This window comes from Paraburkholderia tagetis, assembly GCF_022213065.1.
Taxonomy (GTDB): domain Bacteria; phylum Pseudomonadota; class Gammaproteobacteria; order Burkholderiales; family Burkholderiaceae; genus Paraburkholderia; species Paraburkholderia tagetis.
This window is the reverse complement of the sequence record NZ_JAKLJA010000002.1, coordinates 408,852-428,036: the sequence shown is the minus strand read 5'-3', so window position 1 is coordinate 428,036 and position 19,185 is coordinate 408,852. Positions and strand designations below refer to the sequence as shown.

Here is a 19,185-nt window from a genome sequence, read left to right as displayed (position 1 = left end):
TTAAATTCTAGGTAGCGCACGCGCGACGCGTCAACACGTTTTTCGCAGCAGAGCAAAATGTCTTCAGTCAATAAAGGAAATTGAAAGGTGTAATGGCGCGGGACTACTCGGCCCAGTGCCCGGGAATCCAGCCCCAATGGTCGCCTTCCCAACTGTAGTGTCCCTTTACCCACTGGTAGCCCGGCGATGGCGCGGGCGGCACGACTTCCACGCGCGGCGGCGGTTCGGCTGGCCGCTCGGATGGTGCCACCACGCACGCGGGGAGCAGGGCCGTGCCGGTGAGCATGGCGGCGAGAAGCATCGGTTTCGTCTTCACGGTACAGTTCCTCCTTGATTTGCGGATTTATCGCTGGTTTATTGGCGCACAGGTCTCTCGCGCCGAATCATCCGTTATCCTGATTGTTTTTCCATGTTCGAATCAATCCCGTGACTGGCCGCTGTGCGCCGCGTTGTACGCCCCCGTTGTGCGCCTCGTTGTGGGCCGAGTTGCAGGCTTTCAGTAGTGGTATGAGCAATTAGCGCGCCCAGTGGTGGGGCTTGAGGTCGCGCTGCTTGTAGGCGCACCAAAGAAAAAGGGGTGGCCGCAGACACGGGCCACCCCTAAAAGTCTGTATTAACTGCTCCGGAGTTTTTCAGACCGCGGAATACTGGCACGCAGGTCAGGTCGTAATTGGTGCGAATTCAACAATAATCCAAATCGCCGATTTAGCAGCGACGTAGCGTGATTGCCACACGTTCATGACAGCCCGATGACGGCATGGTCTGGAATTTTCCTTTCTGTACAAGGTTTTAAGCCTGAAATCGCCGATATTTCCAGATTCTGCAATTGTCTGTTCCAAGGTGTGAGCAGACCGTTCCTGATGGATTGGCACTTAAACTTCGCTCCGAGATTGCCGGGGTGGTTCCAGTACCCGGGCCACTTCAGCGCGGTCTGAATGTCACATTAGGAAAGTCATGAAGAACACTTTGATCATCGCGGGCGTCCTGAGCGCGTTCGCAGTTTCGGCTCACGCACAAAGCAGCGTCACGCTGTACGGTTCGCTGGATGCGGGTATCGTCTACGCGAACAATGCTGGCGGCCACGCAGCATGGAACCAGGGCAGCGGCGCCCTGTCCGACACGTACTTCGGCCTGAAGGGCAGCGAAGACCTCGGTGGCGGTCTGCATGCGATCTTCACGTTGGAAAACGGCTTCAACCTGAACAACGGCCGTGACACCGAAGCCGGCACGATGTTCAACCGCCAGGCTTATGTCGGTCTGAAGAGCGACCAGTACGGTGCACTGACGCTGGGCCGCCAGTACGATTCGATGGTCGACTACCTGTCGCCGCTCTCGGAAGCAGGTTCGGGCTTCGGCAACAACATGGCTGCTCACCCGTTCGACAACGATAACCTCGACCACTCGTTCTCGATCAAGAACGCGGTCAAGTACTCGAGCGCCAACTACGCTGGCTTCAAGTTCGGCGGCCTGTACGGCTTCAGCAACGACGCTGGCCAGTTCGCGAACAACCGCGCATGGAGCGTTGGCGCATCGTATGGCAACGGCCCGCTGAACTTCGCGGCTGCTTACCTCCAGATGAACAACTCGCGCACGAACAGCAACACGAACGGCGCGAACTCGGCAGGCAGCGGCAACAACTTCAACCTGTCGGCTGAAACGCAGCGCACCTTCGGTGCGGGCGTGAACTACACGTATGGCCCGGCAACGGTGGGCTTCGTGTGGACCCACACGCAATACCAAGGCCTGATCGCTGGCGGCCAGGGCGGCAGCACGCAAATCGCGTTCACGCAGCCGAACACGGGCCTGCGCCTCGACAACTTCGAGCTGAACGGCGCCTACGCACTGACGCCGGCTCTGAGCCTGGATGCGTCGTACACGTTCACGGACGGCAAGCTCACGAGCAACGTGGGTTCGGCTGATCCGAAGTGGCACACCGTTTCGCTGCAAGCCGACTACTCGCTCTCGAAGCGCACCGACGTCTACGTCGAAGGCGTTTATCAGCACGCTTCTGGCCAGCTGAACGGCGTTTCGAACGTTGCAATGATCAACACGCTGTCGCCGTCGACCACGCCGAACCAGGTCGCTGCAACGGTTGGTCTGCGTCACCGCTTCTAATCGAAGCCCGGTCGTCTGATCGGAATCCGGTAAAGCGCGAGCGGCGGATCGGCCGGTCCTCTCTCGCGTTTTCCGCAAAGAAGCATGGCCGGCCCGCCTTGCGAAATGTGCTCACGAGGCACATTTCGCCGGCGGGCCGGTTGTTTTTTGTGGGCTCGCTTTGTGGGTTCGATCCATGGGCTCGCTTTACACGTTCGATTCGTTTGGCATGCGAATTACTCGATGAACGTGTCAAACGTTTCGAACGCTGTTCGGTAGCGGCCTACGAGGTCGTCCGCCGTGTGTCGCAATAACGCCGCGTCGACATTCAGCGCCGTCTCTATGGCCTCTGCGACCTCGTGTGCGTTCGCCGTTGCGGCGATCTCCGCTGGCTCCCACGTTGCCGCGAAAGCGGCTTGCCTGGTTGGCCGCGTCGCGTCCGCTGCGTGAGCGAGATTGATGCGAGGCCGCGCGAATGCCATCGCGACTATCCTGCCATGCAGACTGCTTCCGCAATAGATGCGGCTGTGGGCGATCAGCGCGCAGATATCCCAGAGATTTAGCGAAGCGAACACGCTAAAGGGCGTGCCTTCGATGCGCGCGCCAAGGCGGCCATAGATGTCGAGGTCGTCATGCCAGGGCGCGGCTCCTGCGCGAAACAGCACGATGCCGAATTTCGTTTTCCGCGCCGCCCGTGCGATCTCGCACGCGAGTCTGTCCAGTGTGGCGTCGTCGCCGAAGCCCGCGTCGAACTGGATCGCGATATAGCCTTGCGGGAAGGTCTGCAAGACGGTTTTTACGGCGCCTTGCGCGGCACGGTTCGAAATCCGCGCGCCGAACAACTCGGCCACCATGACGGCGGGATCGGGAATGAGTTGTGCGTCGATGCCTTGCACACGCAATTGATCCCGGGTTTGCCGGTCGCGCACGCTCAGATGATCGGCGTGCCGGAGTTTTTCTAGCACCTCTGCACGGAATGGTGCATCGCGACGCTCAAGATCCACGCCGCCAACCGCATGGAACAGGAGTGTATCGATCTGCACTTGCGCAAACGCGGCTCTGGAAAGCAGATAAGGCGCTCGCGCCGCCACGCCTGTGTGTATCTGCGCCCATGCCAAAGGATCGTCTTTCCAGGCCTTTTCTTGCGCGATTAGCGTTTGCGTGCTGCCCGGAGGCGAAAGCATGACCACGGCTTCCCACGCATCGCAGGTCAGCAATTCGCCGCCCACGTGGACGACGTTCAGCGGAATATCGCGCGCGGCAGCGGCAAGCGCACCGAACGCGCGCACGGCGTGACCGCCACAGGCGCGCAGATCGCGTGTCGCTAGCCCCGCGTGGCACACGGAGCGCGGCGCAAGCATGCGCTCGAGAACGTGTGGAAACAGCAGGTCGCCGAAATTGTGGCGGTCAAACGCGCCGAATAAAACCGTGCGCGCTGGCGCATTCGGGTGAGGTGGCATGAGCGAGCCTCGGCGTCATGAAGGCGGAGCCCGGAGCCCGGAGTCGTACCGGCCCGCCCCGGTACGCCCCGCCGAAAGACTATGGTACTGCGCTCATGGCGCTGCGTCGCGCCAATAGGCTCCGCGCTCGCTCAGAGATAAGACACACCGTCCACGTAGGCCTTGCGCCAGCGGACGATGCTCACGCGTTCGAAGAGCCCCGCAAGCGAAAACGGGTCTTCGGCGATAAAGCGCTCGGTTTCTTCGCGCGTGTCCAGGTCGACGATATAGATGCCGCCGCCTGCCGTCGATCCGTCGTCGTTGAGCTTGGCGCCGCAGGCGAGCAGCAGCGGCTCGTGCTTCGCGAGGTAGGCCAGGTGCGCCGCGCGCTCGCGTGCTCGCACGTTGGCGTGGTCCGGCTTGTCGAATGTCTCGATCAGAAATGGCATGGTCAGCCCCAGGCGAGAATCGCCACCGAATAGACGATGCCGATCCAGAACATCATGATGACCGTATAGCCCATGATGTCCTTGAGCTTGAGTCGCGAAAGCGCGAGCGCCGGCAGGATCCAGAACGGCTGCACGAGATCGTTCCAGGCGTTGCCGAGCATCACGGCAACGGAGGTGTGGCCCACGGATGCGCCAATCGTCTTGGCCGCCTCGATCATGAACGGTCCCTGGATGACCCAGTGGCCGCCGCCCGAGGGCGCGAAGAAGTTGATGACGAACGAACTGACCAAGCCCCAGAACGGCAGCGTGCCAGGCGTGGCAACTTTCACGAAGGCCGAGGAGAGCGTGTTGACGAGCCCCGAGGACGCCATGATCGCCATGATGCCCGCATAGAACGGATACTGAAGAATGATGCCGCTGATCGTGCGAATGCCTTCATTGAGCTTTTCGACGTAGCGGATCGGCGTGCCGAGCAGCAGGATGCCGAGAAACAGAATAAAGAAGTTGATGAGGTTCAGGTCGATCGAGCCGCCCTGGACGAAGTGCAGCGCCACATAGCCCATGCCGATCAGGCCGATCACGTAGCTCAGCAGGCGGCTGTTGTTCAGGCGATGCGCAAGCGTGCCGCTTTCGTCGATCTCGAGCACTGGGGCGGCAGCCTTGGGCGCTGTCTCGTGCGCGCGATCGATCTCCTTTACCGGCTGGCCCGGCTTCGGATGCAGCCAGGCGTTCAGGAGCGGCAGCGTGACGATGGTCACGAGGCTCGTGATGAGCATGGCGTGCGAGAAAATCGTTTCGGAGAGCGGAATAACGCCCATCTGTGCTTCGAGTGGGTGGCCCTTGGTGGAGATCAGCACGGGAATACTGGCGGAAAGACCGAGGCCGTAGAGTGTGAAGCCGCTGTATGCCGACGCGATGATGAGCGGATAGTGCACGCCTTTCACGCGCATCGCGAGCTTGCGCGCGACGATGCCGCCCACCACGAGGCCGAAGCCCCAGTTCAGCCAGCTACCGGCACCGCCCACCAGCGTTGCAACGATGATGGCCATGCGCGGCGAGTTCACATGCGAGACGAGGCGGTCGAGCAAGCGGTCGGTGAGCGGGGCGGTCGCGAGCACGTAGCCCATGGCGAGAATCACGGCCATCTGCGTCGTGAAGGCGAGCAGGGCCCAGAAGCCCTTGCCCCAGCTCGTGGTGAGCGCGGTAATGGCCTGACCTTGCACGGTCACGGCCAGTACCATCGTGAGCAATGTGAGGCCGATCGCGAACACGAATGGATCGGGCAAGTACCGGCGCATCAGCTCGGTAAAAAACGCGGTGATTCTTTGCATGAGTCTGTCTCTTCCAGGTCGTAGTAGTTCTGGTCTCTCTCGCGGTGACGTCGTGCTCACGCGAGCAGTGTGGTTCGCCTATGAGTCAATCCTCGGCGGGCGGAATGGCTTTGCGATGCTTCGCGAGACGCATGAGCTGGCGGTCGCGCCAGGCCACGCGCGCATCCCATTGATCGAGCGGCAGCGCCGCGCGCCGCGCGGCTTCCACCTGCGCGACGAGTTCGGGCGTCCACGGGTCGTGCTGACCGCGCTCGGCGCCCATGCGTTCATACGATGGCCCCATCTTCTGCGCATGCGAGGCAATGCCGCCGCGCGTGTTCAGGTCGACGGTCTCGAACGGGCCGATCACGGACCAGCGCGGCGCGAGCCCTTCGCGCATCACCGTGTCGATGTCGTCGACCGAGGCCACGCCGTCGCGCACGAGGCAATACGCTTCGCGCAGCACCGCGCCTTGCAGCCGGTTGAAGATGAAGCCGGCCACTTCCTTTTTTACGCGCACGGGCAGGAGGCCTGCTTCGCGATAGAGCGCGATGGCGCGCGTGGTTGCGGCGGGGGACGTGAACGGTGCGGGCACGATCTCGACCACGGGCACGAGATAGGGCGGATTGCCCGGATGCGCGACGAGGCAGCGCGCATGGCCCGGCAAGGTTTCGTCGACGAATTTCGACGTCGCGAGAAACGACGATGCACTCGCGAGTATCGTATGCGGCGGCGCCACGCGGTCGAGTTGAGCGAAGAGCTCGCGCTTGAGTTCGGCGCGCTCGGGCGCGCATTCCTGCACGAGATCGGCGTTGGCGGCTGCGGCTTCGAGCGTGGCGACCACCTCCACGCGTGCAGCGATTTGCGCCGCGCTTTCGTCGATCAGCGCGAAATGTGTGAGGTCCGCGAGACGCGCGGCGATTTCGGCGGGCACAGCCGCGCGGCGCGCTTCGTCGGGGTCGAAGAGGCGCACACGCCAGCCCGCGCGCGCGAACTGCAGCGCGAACGCCACGCCGATGCTGCCTCCGCCAACGATGCCGGCGCGCCGGCTGTCATGCTGCTGGGCGGCCTGCGCGTGATCGACGTGATGCACTTCGGAACGGTCGATGGGTTCCATCGTCAGACTCCCGCGACACCAACTGTCATGCCGCCGCATACATAGAGCACCTGGCCCGTGACAAAGCCGCTGCGCGCGTCGAGCAGATACGAGGCCGCGTGCGCGACATCGTCGGGCGTGCCGACGCGTTTCACCGGCACCGCGTCGATGATGGCCTGGGTGCGCGGCGCGCCGGGCGGGTTGGCGCGGTCGAAGAGTTCGGTGCGGATGGGGCCCGGGCCGATGGCGTTGGCGGTCACGCCGAACGCGCCGAGCTCCAGCGCCCAGACGCGCGTCATGCCGATGAGCGCGGCCTTCGTGGCCGAGTACGCGGTGCGCAGCTCCTTGCCGAGCGCGGCGCGCGACGACATGTTGACGATGCGCCCGAAACCCGCAGCCTTCATGCCGGGCAGCAGCGCCTGCATGCACTGCTGCGCACAGCGCACGTTGAGCGCCCACGCGCGCTCCAGCTCTTCGAGCGTCTGATGCTCGGCATCGGCCGGAACCACGACGCCCACGTTATTGACAAGGCGTGTGATCGGGCCGCCTGCGAGTGCTTGCGCGAGCGCGTCAGCCGTGGCCTGCGTGTCGGAGAGATCGGCGATGATGCCGTTGCCCACACGGTCGATCACGACCGCTTCATAGCCGTCTGCCTCGCAGCGGGCAGCACACGCGGCGCCGATACCGGCGGCGCCGCCGGTGATCAAAACTCGTTCTTTAGCCATGTCGGGAATGCGGGTCGAGGTTGCTCGAAAAAATCATGGAATACTGAATGATTTCAGACGGTGGCGACCGGCGTGACCGGCGAGCCCATCGCGCCCGGCAGCCGCAGCGGCGGCGCGGTGAGCATGAAGCGCGAGCGCTGGTGCTCGCGCAGCCACGCGGCGAGATCGCGCAAATACCAGAGTTCGCCGAGCGGCAGGCCCAGTTTGAAGAGACAGTGGTGGTGCAGCGGCATGAGCGGGTGCTCGCCTGGCGTGGCGGGTTTGCGCGCGGGATAGCGCTCGACCGCGTAGTTGTCGGCGGCGAGCGCGGCAATGCCCGAGTCGGTGATCCACTGCAGCAGGCGTTCGTCGCGGCCGTCGAGCGCGCTGCAATGGCTCGCGAGCACGGTCTCGTCGGGTTGACGGTTCATCTCCAGCACCATTTCGGCGAAGCCGGTGCGCAGCACGAGCATGTCGCCGGGCTCCACTTCGACCTGATCCGCCTGCATCACGCGCATGAGGTCGTCGTAGCCGACCGTGCGAAATTCGCGCCCGAAATGCGCGGCCAGATCGATCAGCACGCCGCGGCCCTGCATGCCCTTCACCGCGAGGTTCTCGATGCCGAGCACATCGGCGTGACTGTGCTCGCCGCCGCAGGCGTGCGGCTCGAAACCGCTTTGCGCGCGGTATTCCATCGGGCCGACGATGTCCTGGTTCGCGCGATAGCCGTTGTAATAGACGCTTTCGGCCACGCCGTCACCGTTGGCGTCGAAGCGCGCGCCCACGTGCGCGAGCGAATCCCATTGCGTCGAATATTGCAGCGAGAGCAGCACCTGGTCGTCGCTCACGACATCGGTGGCGTCCGGCTGATTGCGCGCGAACGGGAAGTTCACATAGGGCAGGCCGTCGCGGAAGGTCGGGCGCAGCACGGGGGGATGGCGGCGCACGTTGAGCTTGCTCTCGCCGGGAAAGTCGAGCGGCAGCGAAAGCGTGAAGGTGAGCCCCGCGCGAATTTCGCGCGCGCCCTTGAGCACCTGCTCCGCACCGATGAGGTTGGGGCGGCCCAACTGATCGTCGGGGCCGAAGTCGCCCCAGTTCGAGCCTTTCGGCCGGTTCTTCCAACGCATGCTTCGTTCCTCCACATCCTTGCCGCGCAGCCGGCAAGGCCGCGCACTGCGTCGTGCGCTGCGTAGTGCACGGCGTCGTGCACCGCGCGGCCAAAGCGCACTGGCGCAACCCTTGCCATGCCGATGTGCGCCGTCACCCGCGCTGGCGCTGCAAGCGAGCCCTCAGGCGGCCAGCAGCGACGGCGGGATTTGCGCGAATACCTCGAGCAGCGCCTGCACGGCCTGCTGCTCGTTCCTCAGGAGGCGTGCCTTGGGCGCGCCGATGACGAGCGCGAACGCTTCGCCGTGAATCAGAAAGCCCCGCGCGAGGCCGGCCACGTCCTCGATGCTTTCGCCCGTCGAGCGATGCCAGCCGTCCGTCACGCCTTGTTCGATCTCGCGCTCGAACGTTGCGCGATCAACGAACGAGCCGCCGGGCGCTACCGTCAACGGCTCGCTGCTGTCGAGCAGCTTGCGCCGTGGCGTGGGCGCCAGCGCCCCGAGCAGCGCCTTGCCGGCCGCGCTCGTGACGGACATGAAGCCGCCCGGTTCGTCGCTGTAGCGGATCTTCTGGCGCGACTCCATCACGTCGAGATAGACGACGCGATTGCCCGCGAGCGTCGCCAGCGCGGCTGTCTCGCCGGTTGCGTCGCGCAGCGTGGCGAGCAGCGGCTGGAACATCAGCGTGAGCGGGTCCTCGTTGCAGATGTCGCGTGCGACATGCAAGAGGCGCTGCGTGGGGTAATAGCCCGCCTTCACGCCCGGTGCGTAGAGGTAGCCCTTGGCCACCATCGTCTGCAACAGCGCGTGGCAGCTCGATAGGGGAATCTCGGTTCGACGCGCGATCTCGCTGTAGATCATGGGTTGCCGGACTTCGGCAAAGAGGTTGATCACGTCGAAGACGCGCACTGCAGTTTTCACATCCATGAGAACATTATCGACATATCGATAATGCGCTGACAATACGCTCGCGGGTAAACACCTAAATCACGCGACCGACGGCCTGGCCGCCGAAGCGGCGTGTTTCGCATCGGAAAGCAGCGAAGTTCGGCGTGTTTCGCATGAGAAACACGGGCAGCATGCGGGTTTGAGGGGGGCGGGTTTGAGGGGTGGGGCGGGGTTGCGGGATTGAGGGGGCGGTGCGCCTCACCGCCGCCCCGCCTCCACCTCCAGATACAGTTCGCGCAGCGCCTGCCCGAACACGGTATCCACTTCGCGCTGCACGCCCGCGCGCGTGAACAGGGCGATGGGCGGCAGCGTCCAGTCGAAGGTATACGGCACGATCGCCACGCCCGCGATATGCACGAGTTCCTCGGCAATATCGGCGGGCACGATCGACACGGCGTTCTCGTTCGCCGCAATCATTTCGCCAATCAGCCGCGACGTATAGCTCTCCATGACCGGCACGGGCGGCGCCACGCCCGCATGCAGGAACAGGTCGGAGATCTGCTCGCGCATGGGCGTGTTCGGCGCGCCCAGGATCCATTCGAGTTCCGCGAGCTTCTGCCAGCTCGACTTGCTGCGCCCGAGCCGCGCGGCGAGGCGCCGGCTCGCGATCAAGCGCGGCGTCTGCTGATACAGCACGTCGAAGCGCACCTGGCTCACGTCGGCGGTGGATGAAGCGCGCCCGATCACGAGGTCGAGCGTGTGGTCGCGCAGGCGCGGTAGCAGCGTATCGGTCGTGCCCTCGTGGATCGTCATGGTCACGCGCTGCGGCAGGCGCGACTGCGCGAGCCGGATGGCCGCGGCAAGCGTGCGCCCCGAAATAAACGGGATCACGCCCACATGCAGCCGCGTGGCGTGGCCCGCCTGCACCGCTTCGATGTCACGCGCGAGATGATCGAGATCGTGCAGCATGGCCTGCGCGCGGGCCAGCACGACATTGCCGAGCGCCGTAGGCGTCATGCCGCGCGGCGAGCGGTCGAATAGCGGCGCACCGAACATGCTCTCCATCTCGGCCAGCGCGTTGGTCACGGCCGGCTGGCTGGTGGCCATGTGCTCGGCTACCCGCGTGAGCGAGCCGTGCTGGCGGATCTGCAGGAGCAGCACCAGATGGCGCATTTTCAGGCGCGTGTTCAGGCGCCTCGTTACTTCTTCGGTACTGAATGACACGATCCGCGGTTCCAGGGGCATCAGAAAAAATAATGGCCCCATACTAAATCAAAATGGGGTCGTTATGCCGGCTCTCTAGAATCTGCCTCATTCGAACGCAACCGGCGCGCTGCCACGGCGCCGGAACCATATTGGAGTGAGGAACATGAACAAGACCGAACGTCAGGCCGCCCTCGAGTATCACGAATTCCCCACCCCGGGCAAGATCTCGGTCACGGCGAGCAAGCCGCTCGTCACCCAGCGCGATCTCGCGCTCGCCTATACGCCGGGCGTGGCGGTGGCCTGCGAGGAAATCGTCACCGATCCGCAGAACTCGTTCCGCTACACGGCGCGCGGCAATCTGGTGGGCGTGATCACGAACGGCACGGCGGTGCTGGGCCTCGGCAATATCGGTGCGCTGGCTTCCAAGCCGGTCATGGAAGGCAAGGCGGTGCTCTTCAAGAAGTTCGCGGGCATCGACGTGTTCGACATCGAAGTCACCGAAAGCGACCCCGACAAGCTCGTCGACATCATCGCGAGCCTCGAAGCGACGTTCGGCGGCATCAATCTGGAAGACATCAAGGCGCCGGACTGCTTCACGGTCGAGCGCAAGCTGCGCGATCGCATGAAGATTCCGGTCTTCCACGACGATCAGCACGGCACCGCCATCACCGTTTCGGCTGCGTTCCTGAACGGCCTGAAAGTGGTGGGCAAGGACATTTCGAAGGTCAAGGTCGTGGCCTCGGGCGCAGGCGCGGCGGCACTCGCGTGTCTGGACCTGATGGTGGATCTGGGACTGCCGCTCAAGAACATCTGGGTGACCGATCTCGCAGGCGTGGTCTACCAGGGCCGTACCGAGCTGATGGACCCGGACAAGGAGCGCTTCGCGCAGGACACCTCCGCGCGCTCGCTTGCCGAAGTGATCGAAGGCGCGGACGTGTTCCTCGGCCTCTCCGCTGGCGGCGTGCTCAAGGCGGAAATGGTCAAGAAGATGGCGGACCAGCCGTTCATTCTTGCGCTCGCCAACCCCACGCCGGAAATCTTCCCCGAGGTTGCGCTCGAAGCGCGCCCGGACGCGGTGATCGCCACGGGCCGCTCGGACTTCCCGAACCAGGTCAACAATGTCCTGTGCTTCCCGTACATTTTCCGCGGCGCACTCGATGTGGGCGCAACGACCATCACGCGCAACATGGAGATCGCGGCGGTGCATGCGATCGCGAAGCTCGCCGAAGAAGAGGTCAATGACTCGGTGGCCGCAGCCTACGGCGCTTACGATCTGCGCTTCGGCCCGACGTATCTGATTCCGCGGCCCTTCGATTCGCGCCTCATCGTGCGCATCGCGCCGGCGGTGGCGAAGGCCGCAATGGAAGACGGCGTGGCGACGCGTCCCATCGACGACTTCAGCGCCTACACGAACGAGCTGCAACAGTTCGTCTACCACTCGGGCGCGTTCATGAAGCCGATCTTCGCGGCGGCCAAGCAGTTCGTGCGTGACGGCGCGAAGGCGCGCATCGTGTTCGCGGAAGGCGAGGAAGAGCGCGTGCTGCGCGCGGTGCAGGTGATCGTCGACGAGAAGCTCGCACGTCCGATCCTGATCGGCCGCCCCGAAGTGCTGCTGGCCCGCATCGAGAAGTTCGGCCTGCGCCTGAAGCTGGGCGAAGATGTGGAAGTGACGAATCCTGAGTACGACGAACGTTTCCACCAGTACTGGACCACGTATTGGGAACTGCGTTGCCGCGATGGCATCTCGAAGGAAATGGCGCGCGTGGAAATGCGCCGCCGCCTCACGCTGATCGGCGCGATGATGGTGCGCCTCGGCGACGCGGACGGCATGATCTGCGGCACGGTGGGCGCGTATCACGACCACCTGCGTTTCGTCGATGAAGCGATCGGCATGCGTCGCGGCGCGAAGACCTACGCGGCGATGAACATCCTGCTGCTCGACAAGCGCACGGTCGCCATCGTGGACACGCACGTCAACGACAACCCGAACGCCGAGCAGATCGCCGAATTCACGCTGGCGGCGGCGCGCCAGATGGAATGGCTCAATCTCGCACCGAAGGTCGCGCTGCTGTCGCGCTCGAACTTCGGCTCGGGCAGCTCGGCTTCGGGCTCGAAGATGCGCGAAGTGCTCAAGCTCGTGACCGAGCAGAATCCGGATCTGGAAGTGGACGGCGAGATGCACGGCGACTGCGCGCTCGACGAAGCCCTGCGCCAGCGCATCCTGCCGCATTCGAAGCTCAAGGGCGCGGCGAACCTGCTGGTGTGCCCGAACGTGGATTCGGGGAACATCGCGTACAACCTGCTGAAGACCGGCGCGGGCAGCAACGTGGCGGTCGGGCCGTTCCTGCTTGGCGTGAATGCGCCGGTGAACGTGCTCACCTCGAGCTCGACGGTGCGACGCATCATCAATATGACCGCATTGACGGTGCTCCAGGCCAATCGCGATTGATTGTGACCGATTGAGCCAGGCGCGCGCGCAGGTGGCGCGCCGTTGATGACGCGGTTGATATAGGGAAGGCAGCGAAGGAAGGCAGCGCTCCGCAAGGGCCGCTGCCTTTTTTATCGCCATTGCATCGAGAACAGGCGGCGTTACGGCTTTCGTCGTAACAATGCCGCTGGGTCTGAGGCGCCCGTTGCGCAGCGCAACGAGTTAGAAGCGCTGGCAAGTAAGTCGCGGATATTTCAAGCCCAGTGCGGGCTTGATCCCGCATTAATCCCAATCGCGGTGCTTGTGATGGTGATGATGGCCGTGATAGCCGCGCGAGTAATCGTTGGCGTAGGAATTGGAGCGCGAGATATTGCCGCCAAGCGCTGCACCTGCGCCGCCGCCCAGCGCCGCGCCAACGAGGCCACCGCCGCGGCCGCCCATGGCGTTGCCCGCTGCCGTGCCCGCGCCGCCGCCCAGTGCGCCGCCGATGATGGCGCCCGTGCGTTCCCGACGGTTCGACGTGACCGCGCCGCCTGCGCCGCCGCCCACTGCGCCGCCGATCACGGAACCCGTGGGGCCGCCCACCGCGCCGCCAATCGCCGCGCCGGCCAGGCCGCCAAGCCCGCCGCCCAGCGCGTTATTCATGTCGCCAGCCGTGGCGGGCAACGAAACCGCAGCGGCCAGTGCCGCAATCGCAACCATCGGGATAATTTTCTTCGACATGGATAATCCACTTGTTTTTGAGCCGGTGCTGAGTATAGCGACCCGCATGAAAGGTCTCTGTAACGGGTGGGGGTGGCTCGGGTAAGAGGTGTAACAAAATAATCCCGGCTTTCATAATCCGTGCCGCGCGTAAATGTAGTCGTAGGGTTCGTCGAAATTTGGTTGTAAGTGGCCGTTGCTAGAGTCGTTGCAGCCGTTGTGTCCGTCGTGCTGTACCTCGTGGTATTTCGTGGCAGTCTGAACCAGAGCGACCACTCATGCATACCGCCCGCGCGTTTCGACCCCTCAAGTTTCTCGCGCTGTTTCTGGCCTCGCTGTTTGGGCTATGCGTGAGTATTCCAGGCTGGGCTTTTCAGACGAGAGTGGTCTCGATCCCCAGCGCGGCGATGCACCGCGCATTCGGCGCCACCGTGGTGCTGCCCGACGATTACGCGCGCAGCAGCGGGGCGACGCGCTATCCGGTGATCTACGTGCTGCACGGCTCGGGCGGCAACCATGCGGACTGGACCTCGAACACGCGGATCGGCAAGCTGGCGGACCGCTATCACGTGATGCTCGTGATGCCGGACGGCGGCCGCGAGAGTTGGTATATCGACAGCCCGTTCGATCCCGCGAGCCGCTACGAAACCTATGTGGGCACCGAAGTGGTGTCGTATATCGACGCGCACTTCCGCACGCTCGCCTCGCGCGAGAGGCGAGCGATCACGGGCCTGAGCATGGGCGGCTTCGGCGCGCTGCGCATCGCGCTCGATCATCAGGAGACGTTTGGCGCGGCCGGCAGCATCAGCGGCGCGGTCGATCCGCGCAATTGCGACGATGAGCCCGGCATCGAGCGCGTATTCGGCGATCCCGCGCGCCACGCCGACTTCTGGACCCGCAACGCCATCGTGGAGGGCGCGAGCAGCTTCGAGCATGCGCATATCGCGCTCACGATCGACTGCGGCGTGAGCGATTATTTCGTGCAGTCGAACCGCGTGCTGCACGACAAGCTCATTGCGCTGGGCGTGCCGCACGATTATGTGGAGCGTCCCGGCGGACATACGTGGTCGTACTGGTCGAACGCGATCCGCTATCAGGTCTTGTTTTTCGCCACGGCGTTCCGGCACGACGGGTGGCGTCCGTTCGCGCAGAAGGCCTGATAAGCGTGGCATTAATCGCGGTATTAATCGTGGTATTAGGCGCGGTATTAGGCGCGGTATTAAGCGTGGCCTTGATCGCGGCGCTCAGCGAACCGGCAATTCAAGCCGCGCGAGTTCCGCGAAATAGCGCGCGCCGGTCATCAGGATGTCGTCGTTGAAATCGTAGCTCGCGTTATGCAGCGGCACGCCTCCGCGCTCCGGCACATCGCCGTTGCCGATAAAGACGAAATTGCCGGGAACGGCCTGAAGAAAAGCGCCGAAATCTTCAGAGATCATCATCGGCTGGACGTTCGCATCGACGGCCGATTCGCCGGCCACATTGCGCGCGGCGTTGACGGCAACCTCCACATATTCGGGCGAATTGACCGTTGGCGCGAATTCGTGCGTGTATTCGAAGCCGCACTCCACGCCGTGCGTCGCGCAGATGCCCACGCTGATTTCCCGCATGCGCGTCTCGAGCAGCGTTTGCACCGCTTTCGAATAGCTGCGCGTGTCGCCCTTGATGAGCACGTTCGACGGAATGACATTGCGGATGCCGTCCGTGATGAACTCCGTGCATGAAATCACGGCTTGCAGGCTGGGGTCGAGATTGCGCGAAACGATGGTCTGCAACGCGAGCACGATTTGCGACGCGATCACGATGGGGTCCACGCCCATATGCGGGCGCGCCGCGTGCGTGCCGCGCGCCTTGATATGGATAACGAAGTTATCCTCGCTCGCCATGATGCCGCCCGCGCGTGTCGCAAAGCTGCCGGCCGGCATGCCGGGCATATTGTGCGCACCGAAAATCGCGTCCACGGGAAACCGTTCGAACAGGCCGTCCGCCATCATCGCCTTGGCGCCGCGGCCGTGCTCCTCGGCGGGCTGGAAGATAAAGCGCACGGTGCCGTCGAAATCGCGCCGTTCGGCCAGCAGGCGAGCGGCGCCGAGGATCATCGACATATGGCCGTCGTGTCCGCACGCATGCATTTTTCCCGCGTTGAGCGAAGCATGCTCGCGACCGGGCGCGCATTCGGCGATGTTCAGCGCATCCATGTCGGCGCGCAGGCCGATGACGCGCTTGCCGCTGCCGACCGTGAGATTCGCCACGAGCCCGGTGCCGCCAATGCCGCGATGGACTTCGAGGCCCAGCGTCCTGAGGATGCTCGCAACATAGTCGGACGTATTGACTTCCTCGAAGCCGGTTTCCGGGCGTTGGTGCAGATGCCGGCGCCAGCTCTTGAGTTGGCCTTGCAGCGTGCTTTCCATGGATTCGTTCTCGTCGATCGTCAATGCCGGTTTATTGGTGCGCCAGTTGCATGGCACGTTGTGCGTTCAATCGCGCGGTCCATTCGTTGCGGCGCGCGGCCACGGTTTCTGCGGGCACGCCAACGAGTTCCGCATAAACGCCGGGCGCCGTCGCGCCTTCGGTGCTGATCAGCAGGACGCGCGACTGGGCGCCCAGTCCCACCGCACGGGCGAGGGCGGGGTCGCGCATCAGCTTCGCAAGGCCAGCCAGGCCGGCGGCACCCGATTCGCCGGAAACGATGGGCACGTCGGTGTCCGCGTCGGTGCCTGCGTCGGTGCCTGCGCCGGTGCTTGCTACGGCGACGGCGGCGAGCGTGCGCATGGCCGCCACGGCGTCGTCGTCCTCGATCAGCATGAAGTCGTCGACGCACGCTTGAAGGATCTGCCATGCGAGCGGCGATGCCTCTCCGCACGCGAGGCCGGCCATTACCGAGTCGACCGATCCCGTGGCTTTCGCGGCGCGTCCCGCGAGCGCGCTTTGATAGAGGCAATCGGCCTGCCGTGGCTCGACCACGATGAAGCGCGGGCGATTCGCGCCATAGTGCTCCCACAGGTAGCTGGCGACGCCGGCGGCGAGTCCGCCCACGCCGCCTTGCAGGAAGACGTGAGTGAAAGCGGGCTCGCTCGCCGCCGCGCACGATTGCTCGATGATTTCCGCCGCAATCGTGCCGTAACCCTGCATCACATCGCGCGGAATCGCTTCATAGCCTTCGTATGAAGTATCGGACACGACATGCCAGCCATTGGTCTTTGCGAGTTGGGCCGCATGCTCGACCGATTCGTCGTAATTGCCGGCGATGCGCACGATGCGCGCACCATAGGCCGCAATGGCCTGCTCGCGTTCCGCGCTGACGTTCGCGTGCAGGACGATCACGCAGTGGCATCCGATCGACTGGGCCGCTGCGGCAAGCGCTTTGCCGTGGTTGCCGTCGGTGGCGCTGATGACCGTGAGGTTCGACACCAACTCGCGATTGCGGCCTTCGATCAACGCTTTCGGATCGATGTCATGAGTGGGCCAGAGGCGCACGATCAGCCGCATCAGCGCAATGGGCGCGCCGAGCGCCTTGAAACTGCCCAGCGGAGAGCGCAGCGATTCGTCTTTCACGGCGAGTCGCGCAATGCCGAGTTGCGCGGCAGCGTGGGGCAGGTCCCAAAGTGGAGTCGGCTCCGCGTTGATCAACGCCCAGTTCGAGAGCCACGCGCGGCTTTCATCGCCGGATTTCATGTTCAGGATGGCGCGCAGCGTCTCGGGATAACTGCGAGCGGCGCGGGGATTGGCGATCGGCATGTGACGTTGCTCCTGCTGGGCCGGGCATGGCCTCGACGATTTGAATGTGCGGCGCGAACGCCGCCGACCCAGAGATGATATTGCGCAGGGAGCGCGAAAAAGTCTCATAATTGCGGCTGCACGCGCAAAAAAATATCGATCTTCCCTAGGGAATAACGGGTAATAGCGGACCTCACGTAAATGGCGACCCATCTCGACTCTTTCGACTGCAAGCTGCTGATGGAGGTGCAGCGCGACGCGCAGGTTCCGCAGAACGAACTGGGCGCGCGCGTGAATCTCTCGACTGCTGCGGTGAACCGCCGGCTGCGGCGCCTCGCCGACGAAGGCGTGATCGATCACTACGCGGCGATCGTTGCGCCCGAAAAGGTCGACCATCCCATTACGATTGTCGTGACCGTCGAAGTGGAAAGCGAGCAGATCGATCTGCTCGACGCCATGAAGCGCACGTTCGCACAGTGCCCGCAGATTCAGCAGTGCTATTACGTGGCGGGCGAATGGGATTTCGTTCTGATTCTCGCGGTGCGCAATATGGATCAGTACACTGAACTCACGCGCCAGTTGTTCTTTTCGAATAACAACGTGAAGCGCTTCAAGACGCTCGTGAGCATGAGCCGCGTGAAGGTCGGGCTCGAAGTGCCGATTGCGCCGATTGCGCCGATTGCGCCGGTTGCGCAGGACGAAGGTTGAGGTGAAGTCGCGCTACGACCATGAATAATCCCGAAGCACCGATGCCCACAACAAGCAGCGAAGCGACGATGTCCAATTCCTCTACCTCGAACACGGCGTGCTCGCATGCGGTCCGCGCATCGGCCGGTGCGCTGGCCATGCTGGTGCTCGTGGGCCTCAATCTGCGCCCGTTCCTGACCTCGGTCGGCCCCGTACTGGATCTCTTGCGCCACGACACGGGCCTCACATTCCGCTCTGCGGCGCTGCTGACCACGCTGCCGTTCCTGCTGATGGGCGTGATTGGCTGGTTCGGCTTCGGGCTGGCGGGGCGCTTCGGCGAACGGCGCTCGCTTGCGTTCGCGCTGTCGCTGCTCGCGCTCGGCTGCGCGTTGCGCGGTTGGGTGAGCAGCGGAACGAGCCTCATCGTCAGCGCGGGGATCGCGGGCACGGGCGTCGCGGCGATCCAGGCGCTGATGCCTGGCATCACGAAGCACTGGTTCCCTCATCGCGTGCCGGTCGCGATGGGTCTCTATTCGGCGTCGCTCGTCGGCGGAGGCGCGATCGGCGCCGTAGCGAGCCCGTGGCTCGCGGCCCATGCCGGCTGGCATTTCGCGCTCGCGATCTGGGCCGTACCGGCCTTCGGCATGCTCGCGCTGTGGCTGGCGCGCGCACCGCACGACACGGCCGCCGTCGCCGGCAAGCCGCCGTCGGTTGCGCGCTTCGTCCGCAATCGGCGCGCGTGGGAGCTGGCGATATTTTTCGGCCTTACGAACAGCGGCTTTTCGAGCCTCGTCACATGGCTGCCGTCCTTTTATCGCCAACTGGGCACGAGCCCGCAGGCAAGCGGCAACCTGCTTGCGTGGATGGCCTTGTGCCAGGCGACGTCGGCATTCGTGATGCCGATGCTCGCGCGCCGCTCCGACGACCGGCGCCAGATCCTGTGGCTGACGATGGGGCTCCAGGGCCTGGGTTTCGCCGGCCTCGCGATCGTGCCGGGCTTTTCGCCGTCGCTATGGGTAGCATGCGCGGGATTTGGACTGGGTGGCTTTTTCTCGCTGAGCCTGATTGTGACGCTCGATCATTTGCATGATGCACGGCACGCAGGTGCACTGGCGGCTTTCGTGCAGGGGGTGGGTTTTCTGGTCGCCGCCGGCGGACCGTGGCTGGTTGGCTGGCTGCGCGATGCCGGTGCGAGCTTTACTACCGCATGGTTGATGCATCTCGCTATCGTTTTCATGATGGCGGGGCTGACCGCCGTTTTCGCGCCCACGAGCTATCGGAGCAGTATGAAAGGGATGGGGGTGGTGGTACGTAATTAGATTGGGCGCGATTTTTTTTTCGCGTTTCCTTGTGATCGTGTCG

General features: G+C 64.0%; 17 protein-coding genes. 5 read left to right on the top strand and 12 right to left on the bottom strand.

The window, feature by feature from the left end:
* Positions 1-103: 103 nt before the first annotated feature.
* Positions 104-301, bottom strand: a complete 198-nt coding sequence (locus L5014_RS04845; RefSeq protein WP_274389250.1) for a YXWGXW repeat-containing protein — start codon at positions 299-301, stop codon at positions 104-106.
* A gap of 653 nt (positions 302-954) precedes the next feature.
* Between L5014_RS04845 and L5014_RS04840 the strand changes: the two genes are divergently transcribed.
* On the top strand, positions 955-2,115 hold the full coding sequence (locus tag L5014_RS04840; RefSeq protein ID WP_238462429.1) for a porin: 1,161 nt from the start codon (positions 955-957) through the stop codon (positions 2,113-2,115).
* 215 nt (positions 2,116-2,330) lie between these two features.
* On the opposite strand, the gene L5014_RS04835 is transcribed toward L5014_RS04840, so the two are convergent.
* From L5014_RS04835 to L5014_RS04800, 8 genes are all read right to left on the bottom strand, one after another.
* A complete protein-coding gene (locus L5014_RS04835) occupies positions 2,331-3,554 on the bottom strand; it encodes a polysaccharide pyruvyl transferase family protein (protein WP_238462428.1) in 1,224 nt (407 codons plus the stop codon).
* A gap of 131 nt (positions 3,555-3,685) precedes the next feature.
* Complete coding sequence (locus L5014_RS04830) at positions 3,686-3,982, bottom strand: YciI family protein (RefSeq protein ID WP_238462427.1); 297 nt, start codon at positions 3,980-3,982, stop codon at positions 3,686-3,688.
* Between the two features lie 2 nt (positions 3,983-3,984).
* Complete coding sequence (locus L5014_RS04825) at positions 3,985-5,313, bottom strand: short-chain fatty acid transporter (protein WP_238462426.1); 1,329 nt, start codon at positions 5,311-5,313, stop codon at positions 3,985-3,987.
* Positions 5,314-5,398: 85 nt separating this feature from the next.
* On the bottom strand, positions 5,399-6,409 hold the full coding sequence (locus tag L5014_RS04820) for a 3-hydroxyacyl-CoA dehydrogenase (protein ID WP_238462425.1): 1,011 nt from the start codon (positions 6,407-6,409) through the stop codon (positions 5,399-5,401).
* Between the two features lie 2 nt (positions 6,410-6,411).
* Positions 6,412-7,113: an SDR family oxidoreductase gene (locus tag L5014_RS04815; protein ID WP_238462424.1), complete on the bottom strand. Its 702-nt coding sequence runs from the start codon at positions 7,111-7,113 to the stop codon at positions 6,412-6,414.
* Between the two features lie 53 nt (positions 7,114-7,166).
* The gene (locus L5014_RS04810; protein ID WP_238462423.1) at positions 7,167-8,219 is read right to left on the bottom strand and encodes a cyclase family protein; all 1,053 of its coding nucleotides are present in this window, start codon (positions 8,217-8,219) and stop codon (positions 7,167-7,169) included.
* 162 nt (positions 8,220-8,381) lie between these two features.
* Positions 8,382-9,125, bottom strand: a complete 744-nt coding sequence (locus L5014_RS04805) for an IclR family transcriptional regulator (protein ID WP_238462422.1) — start codon at positions 9,123-9,125, stop codon at positions 8,382-8,384.
* Between the two features lie 219 nt (positions 9,126-9,344).
* A complete protein-coding gene (locus L5014_RS04800) occupies positions 9,345-10,331 on the bottom strand; it encodes a LysR family transcriptional regulator (protein WP_420800012.1) in 987 nt (328 codons plus the stop codon).
* A gap of 124 nt (positions 10,332-10,455) precedes the next feature.
* On the opposite strand from L5014_RS04800, the gene L5014_RS04795 reads away from it, so the two are divergent.
* Complete coding sequence (locus L5014_RS04795; protein WP_238462420.1) at positions 10,456-12,741, top strand: NADP-dependent malic enzyme; 2,286 nt, start codon at positions 10,456-10,458, stop codon at positions 12,739-12,741.
* Positions 12,742-13,002: 261 nt separating this feature from the next.
* Here L5014_RS04795 and L5014_RS04790 read toward each other — a convergent pair whose 3' ends face one another.
* Positions 13,003-13,443, bottom strand: a complete 441-nt coding sequence (locus tag L5014_RS04790) for a hypothetical protein (protein WP_238462419.1) — start codon at positions 13,441-13,443, stop codon at positions 13,003-13,005.
* A 257-nt stretch (positions 13,444-13,700) separates the two neighbouring features.
* Here L5014_RS04790 and L5014_RS04785 point away from each other — a divergent pair, with 257 nt between their 5' ends.
* On the top strand, positions 13,701-14,582 hold the full coding sequence (locus L5014_RS04785) for an alpha/beta hydrolase (protein ID WP_238462418.1): 882 nt from the start codon (positions 13,701-13,703) through the stop codon (positions 14,580-14,582).
* An 84-nt stretch (positions 14,583-14,666) separates the two neighbouring features.
* Here the strand turns inward: L5014_RS04785 and L5014_RS04780 are convergent, their stop codons facing one another.
* Together L5014_RS04780 and L5014_RS04775 are read right to left on the bottom strand one after the other, a co-directional pair.
* Positions 14,667-15,830, bottom strand: coding sequence for a M20 aminoacylase family protein (locus L5014_RS04780; RefSeq protein ID WP_238462417.1), 1,164 nt, complete (start codon positions 15,828-15,830; stop codon positions 14,667-14,669).
* A gap of 31 nt (positions 15,831-15,861) precedes the next feature.
* Positions 15,862-17,157 (bottom strand): diaminopropionate ammonia-lyase, encoded by a 1,296-nt coding sequence (locus tag L5014_RS04775; RefSeq protein WP_238462416.1) that lies wholly within the window; start codon positions 17,155-17,157, stop codon positions 15,862-15,864.
* A 180-nt stretch (positions 17,158-17,337) separates the two neighbouring features.
* Here L5014_RS04775 and L5014_RS04770 point away from each other — a divergent pair, with 180 nt between their 5' ends.
* Both L5014_RS04770 and L5014_RS04765 read left to right on the top strand, forming a co-directional pair.
* On the top strand, positions 17,338-17,844 hold the full coding sequence (locus L5014_RS04770) for an Lrp/AsnC family transcriptional regulator (RefSeq protein WP_238462415.1): 507 nt from the start codon (positions 17,338-17,340) through the stop codon (positions 17,842-17,844).
* 68 nt (positions 17,845-17,912) lie between these two features.
* Complete coding sequence (locus tag L5014_RS04765) at positions 17,913-19,142, top strand: cyanate transporter (RefSeq protein ID WP_238462414.1); 1,230 nt, start codon at positions 17,913-17,915, stop codon at positions 19,140-19,142.
* Positions 19,143-19,185: the final 43 nt, after the last annotated feature.

Coding starts and splice junctions, on each gene's coding strand:
- L5014_RS04845 (WP_274389250.1), bottom strand. CDS start 301: ATGCTTCTCGCCGCCATGCTCACCGGCACGGCCCTGCTCCCCGCGTGC.
- L5014_RS04840 (WP_238462429.1), top strand. CDS start 955: ATGAAGAACACTTTGATCATCGCGGGCGTCCTGAGCGCGTTCGCAGTT.
- L5014_RS04835 (WP_238462428.1), bottom strand. CDS start 3,554: ATGCCACCTCACCCGAATGCGCCAGCGCGCACGGTTTTATTCGGCGCG.
- L5014_RS04830 (WP_238462427.1), bottom strand. CDS start 3,982: ATGCCATTTCTGATCGAGACATTCGACAAGCCGGACCACGCCAACGTG.
- L5014_RS04825 (WP_238462426.1), bottom strand. CDS start 5,313: ATGCAAAGAATCACCGCGTTTTTTACCGAGCTGATGCGCCGGTACTTG.
- L5014_RS04820 (WP_238462425.1), bottom strand. CDS start 6,409: ATGGAACCCATCGACCGTTCCGAAGTGCATCACGTCGATCACGCGCAG.
- L5014_RS04815 (WP_238462424.1), bottom strand. CDS start 7,113: ATGGCTAAAGAACGAGTTTTGATCACCGGCGGCGCCGCCGGTATCGGC.
- L5014_RS04810 (WP_238462423.1), bottom strand. CDS start 8,219: ATGCGTTGGAAGAACCGGCCGAAAGGCTCGAACTGGGGCGACTTCGGC.
- L5014_RS04805 (WP_238462422.1), bottom strand. CDS start 9,125: ATGGATGTGAAAACTGCAGTGCGCGTCTTCGACGTGATCAACCTCTTT.
- L5014_RS04800 (WP_420800012.1), bottom strand. CDS start 10,331: ATGCCCCTGGAACCGCGGATCGTGTCATTCAGTACCGAAGAAGTAACG.
- L5014_RS04795 (WP_238462420.1), top strand. CDS start 10,456: ATGAACAAGACCGAACGTCAGGCCGCCCTCGAGTATCACGAATTCCCC.
- L5014_RS04790 (WP_238462419.1), bottom strand. CDS start 13,443: ATGTCGAAGAAAATTATCCCGATGGTTGCGATTGCGGCACTGGCCGCT.
- L5014_RS04785 (WP_238462418.1), top strand. CDS start 13,701: ATGCATACCGCCCGCGCGTTTCGACCCCTCAAGTTTCTCGCGCTGTTT.
- L5014_RS04780 (WP_238462417.1), bottom strand. CDS start 15,830: ATGGAAAGCACGCTGCAAGGCCAACTCAAGAGCTGGCGCCGGCATCTG.
- L5014_RS04775 (WP_238462416.1), bottom strand. CDS start 17,157: ATGCCGATCGCCAATCCCCGCGCCGCTCGCAGTTATCCCGAGACGCTG.
- L5014_RS04770 (WP_238462415.1), top strand. CDS start 17,338: ATGGCGACCCATCTCGACTCTTTCGACTGCAAGCTGCTGATGGAGGTG.
- L5014_RS04765 (WP_238462414.1), top strand. CDS start 17,913: ATGTCCAATTCCTCTACCTCGAACACGGCGTGCTCGCATGCGGTCCGC.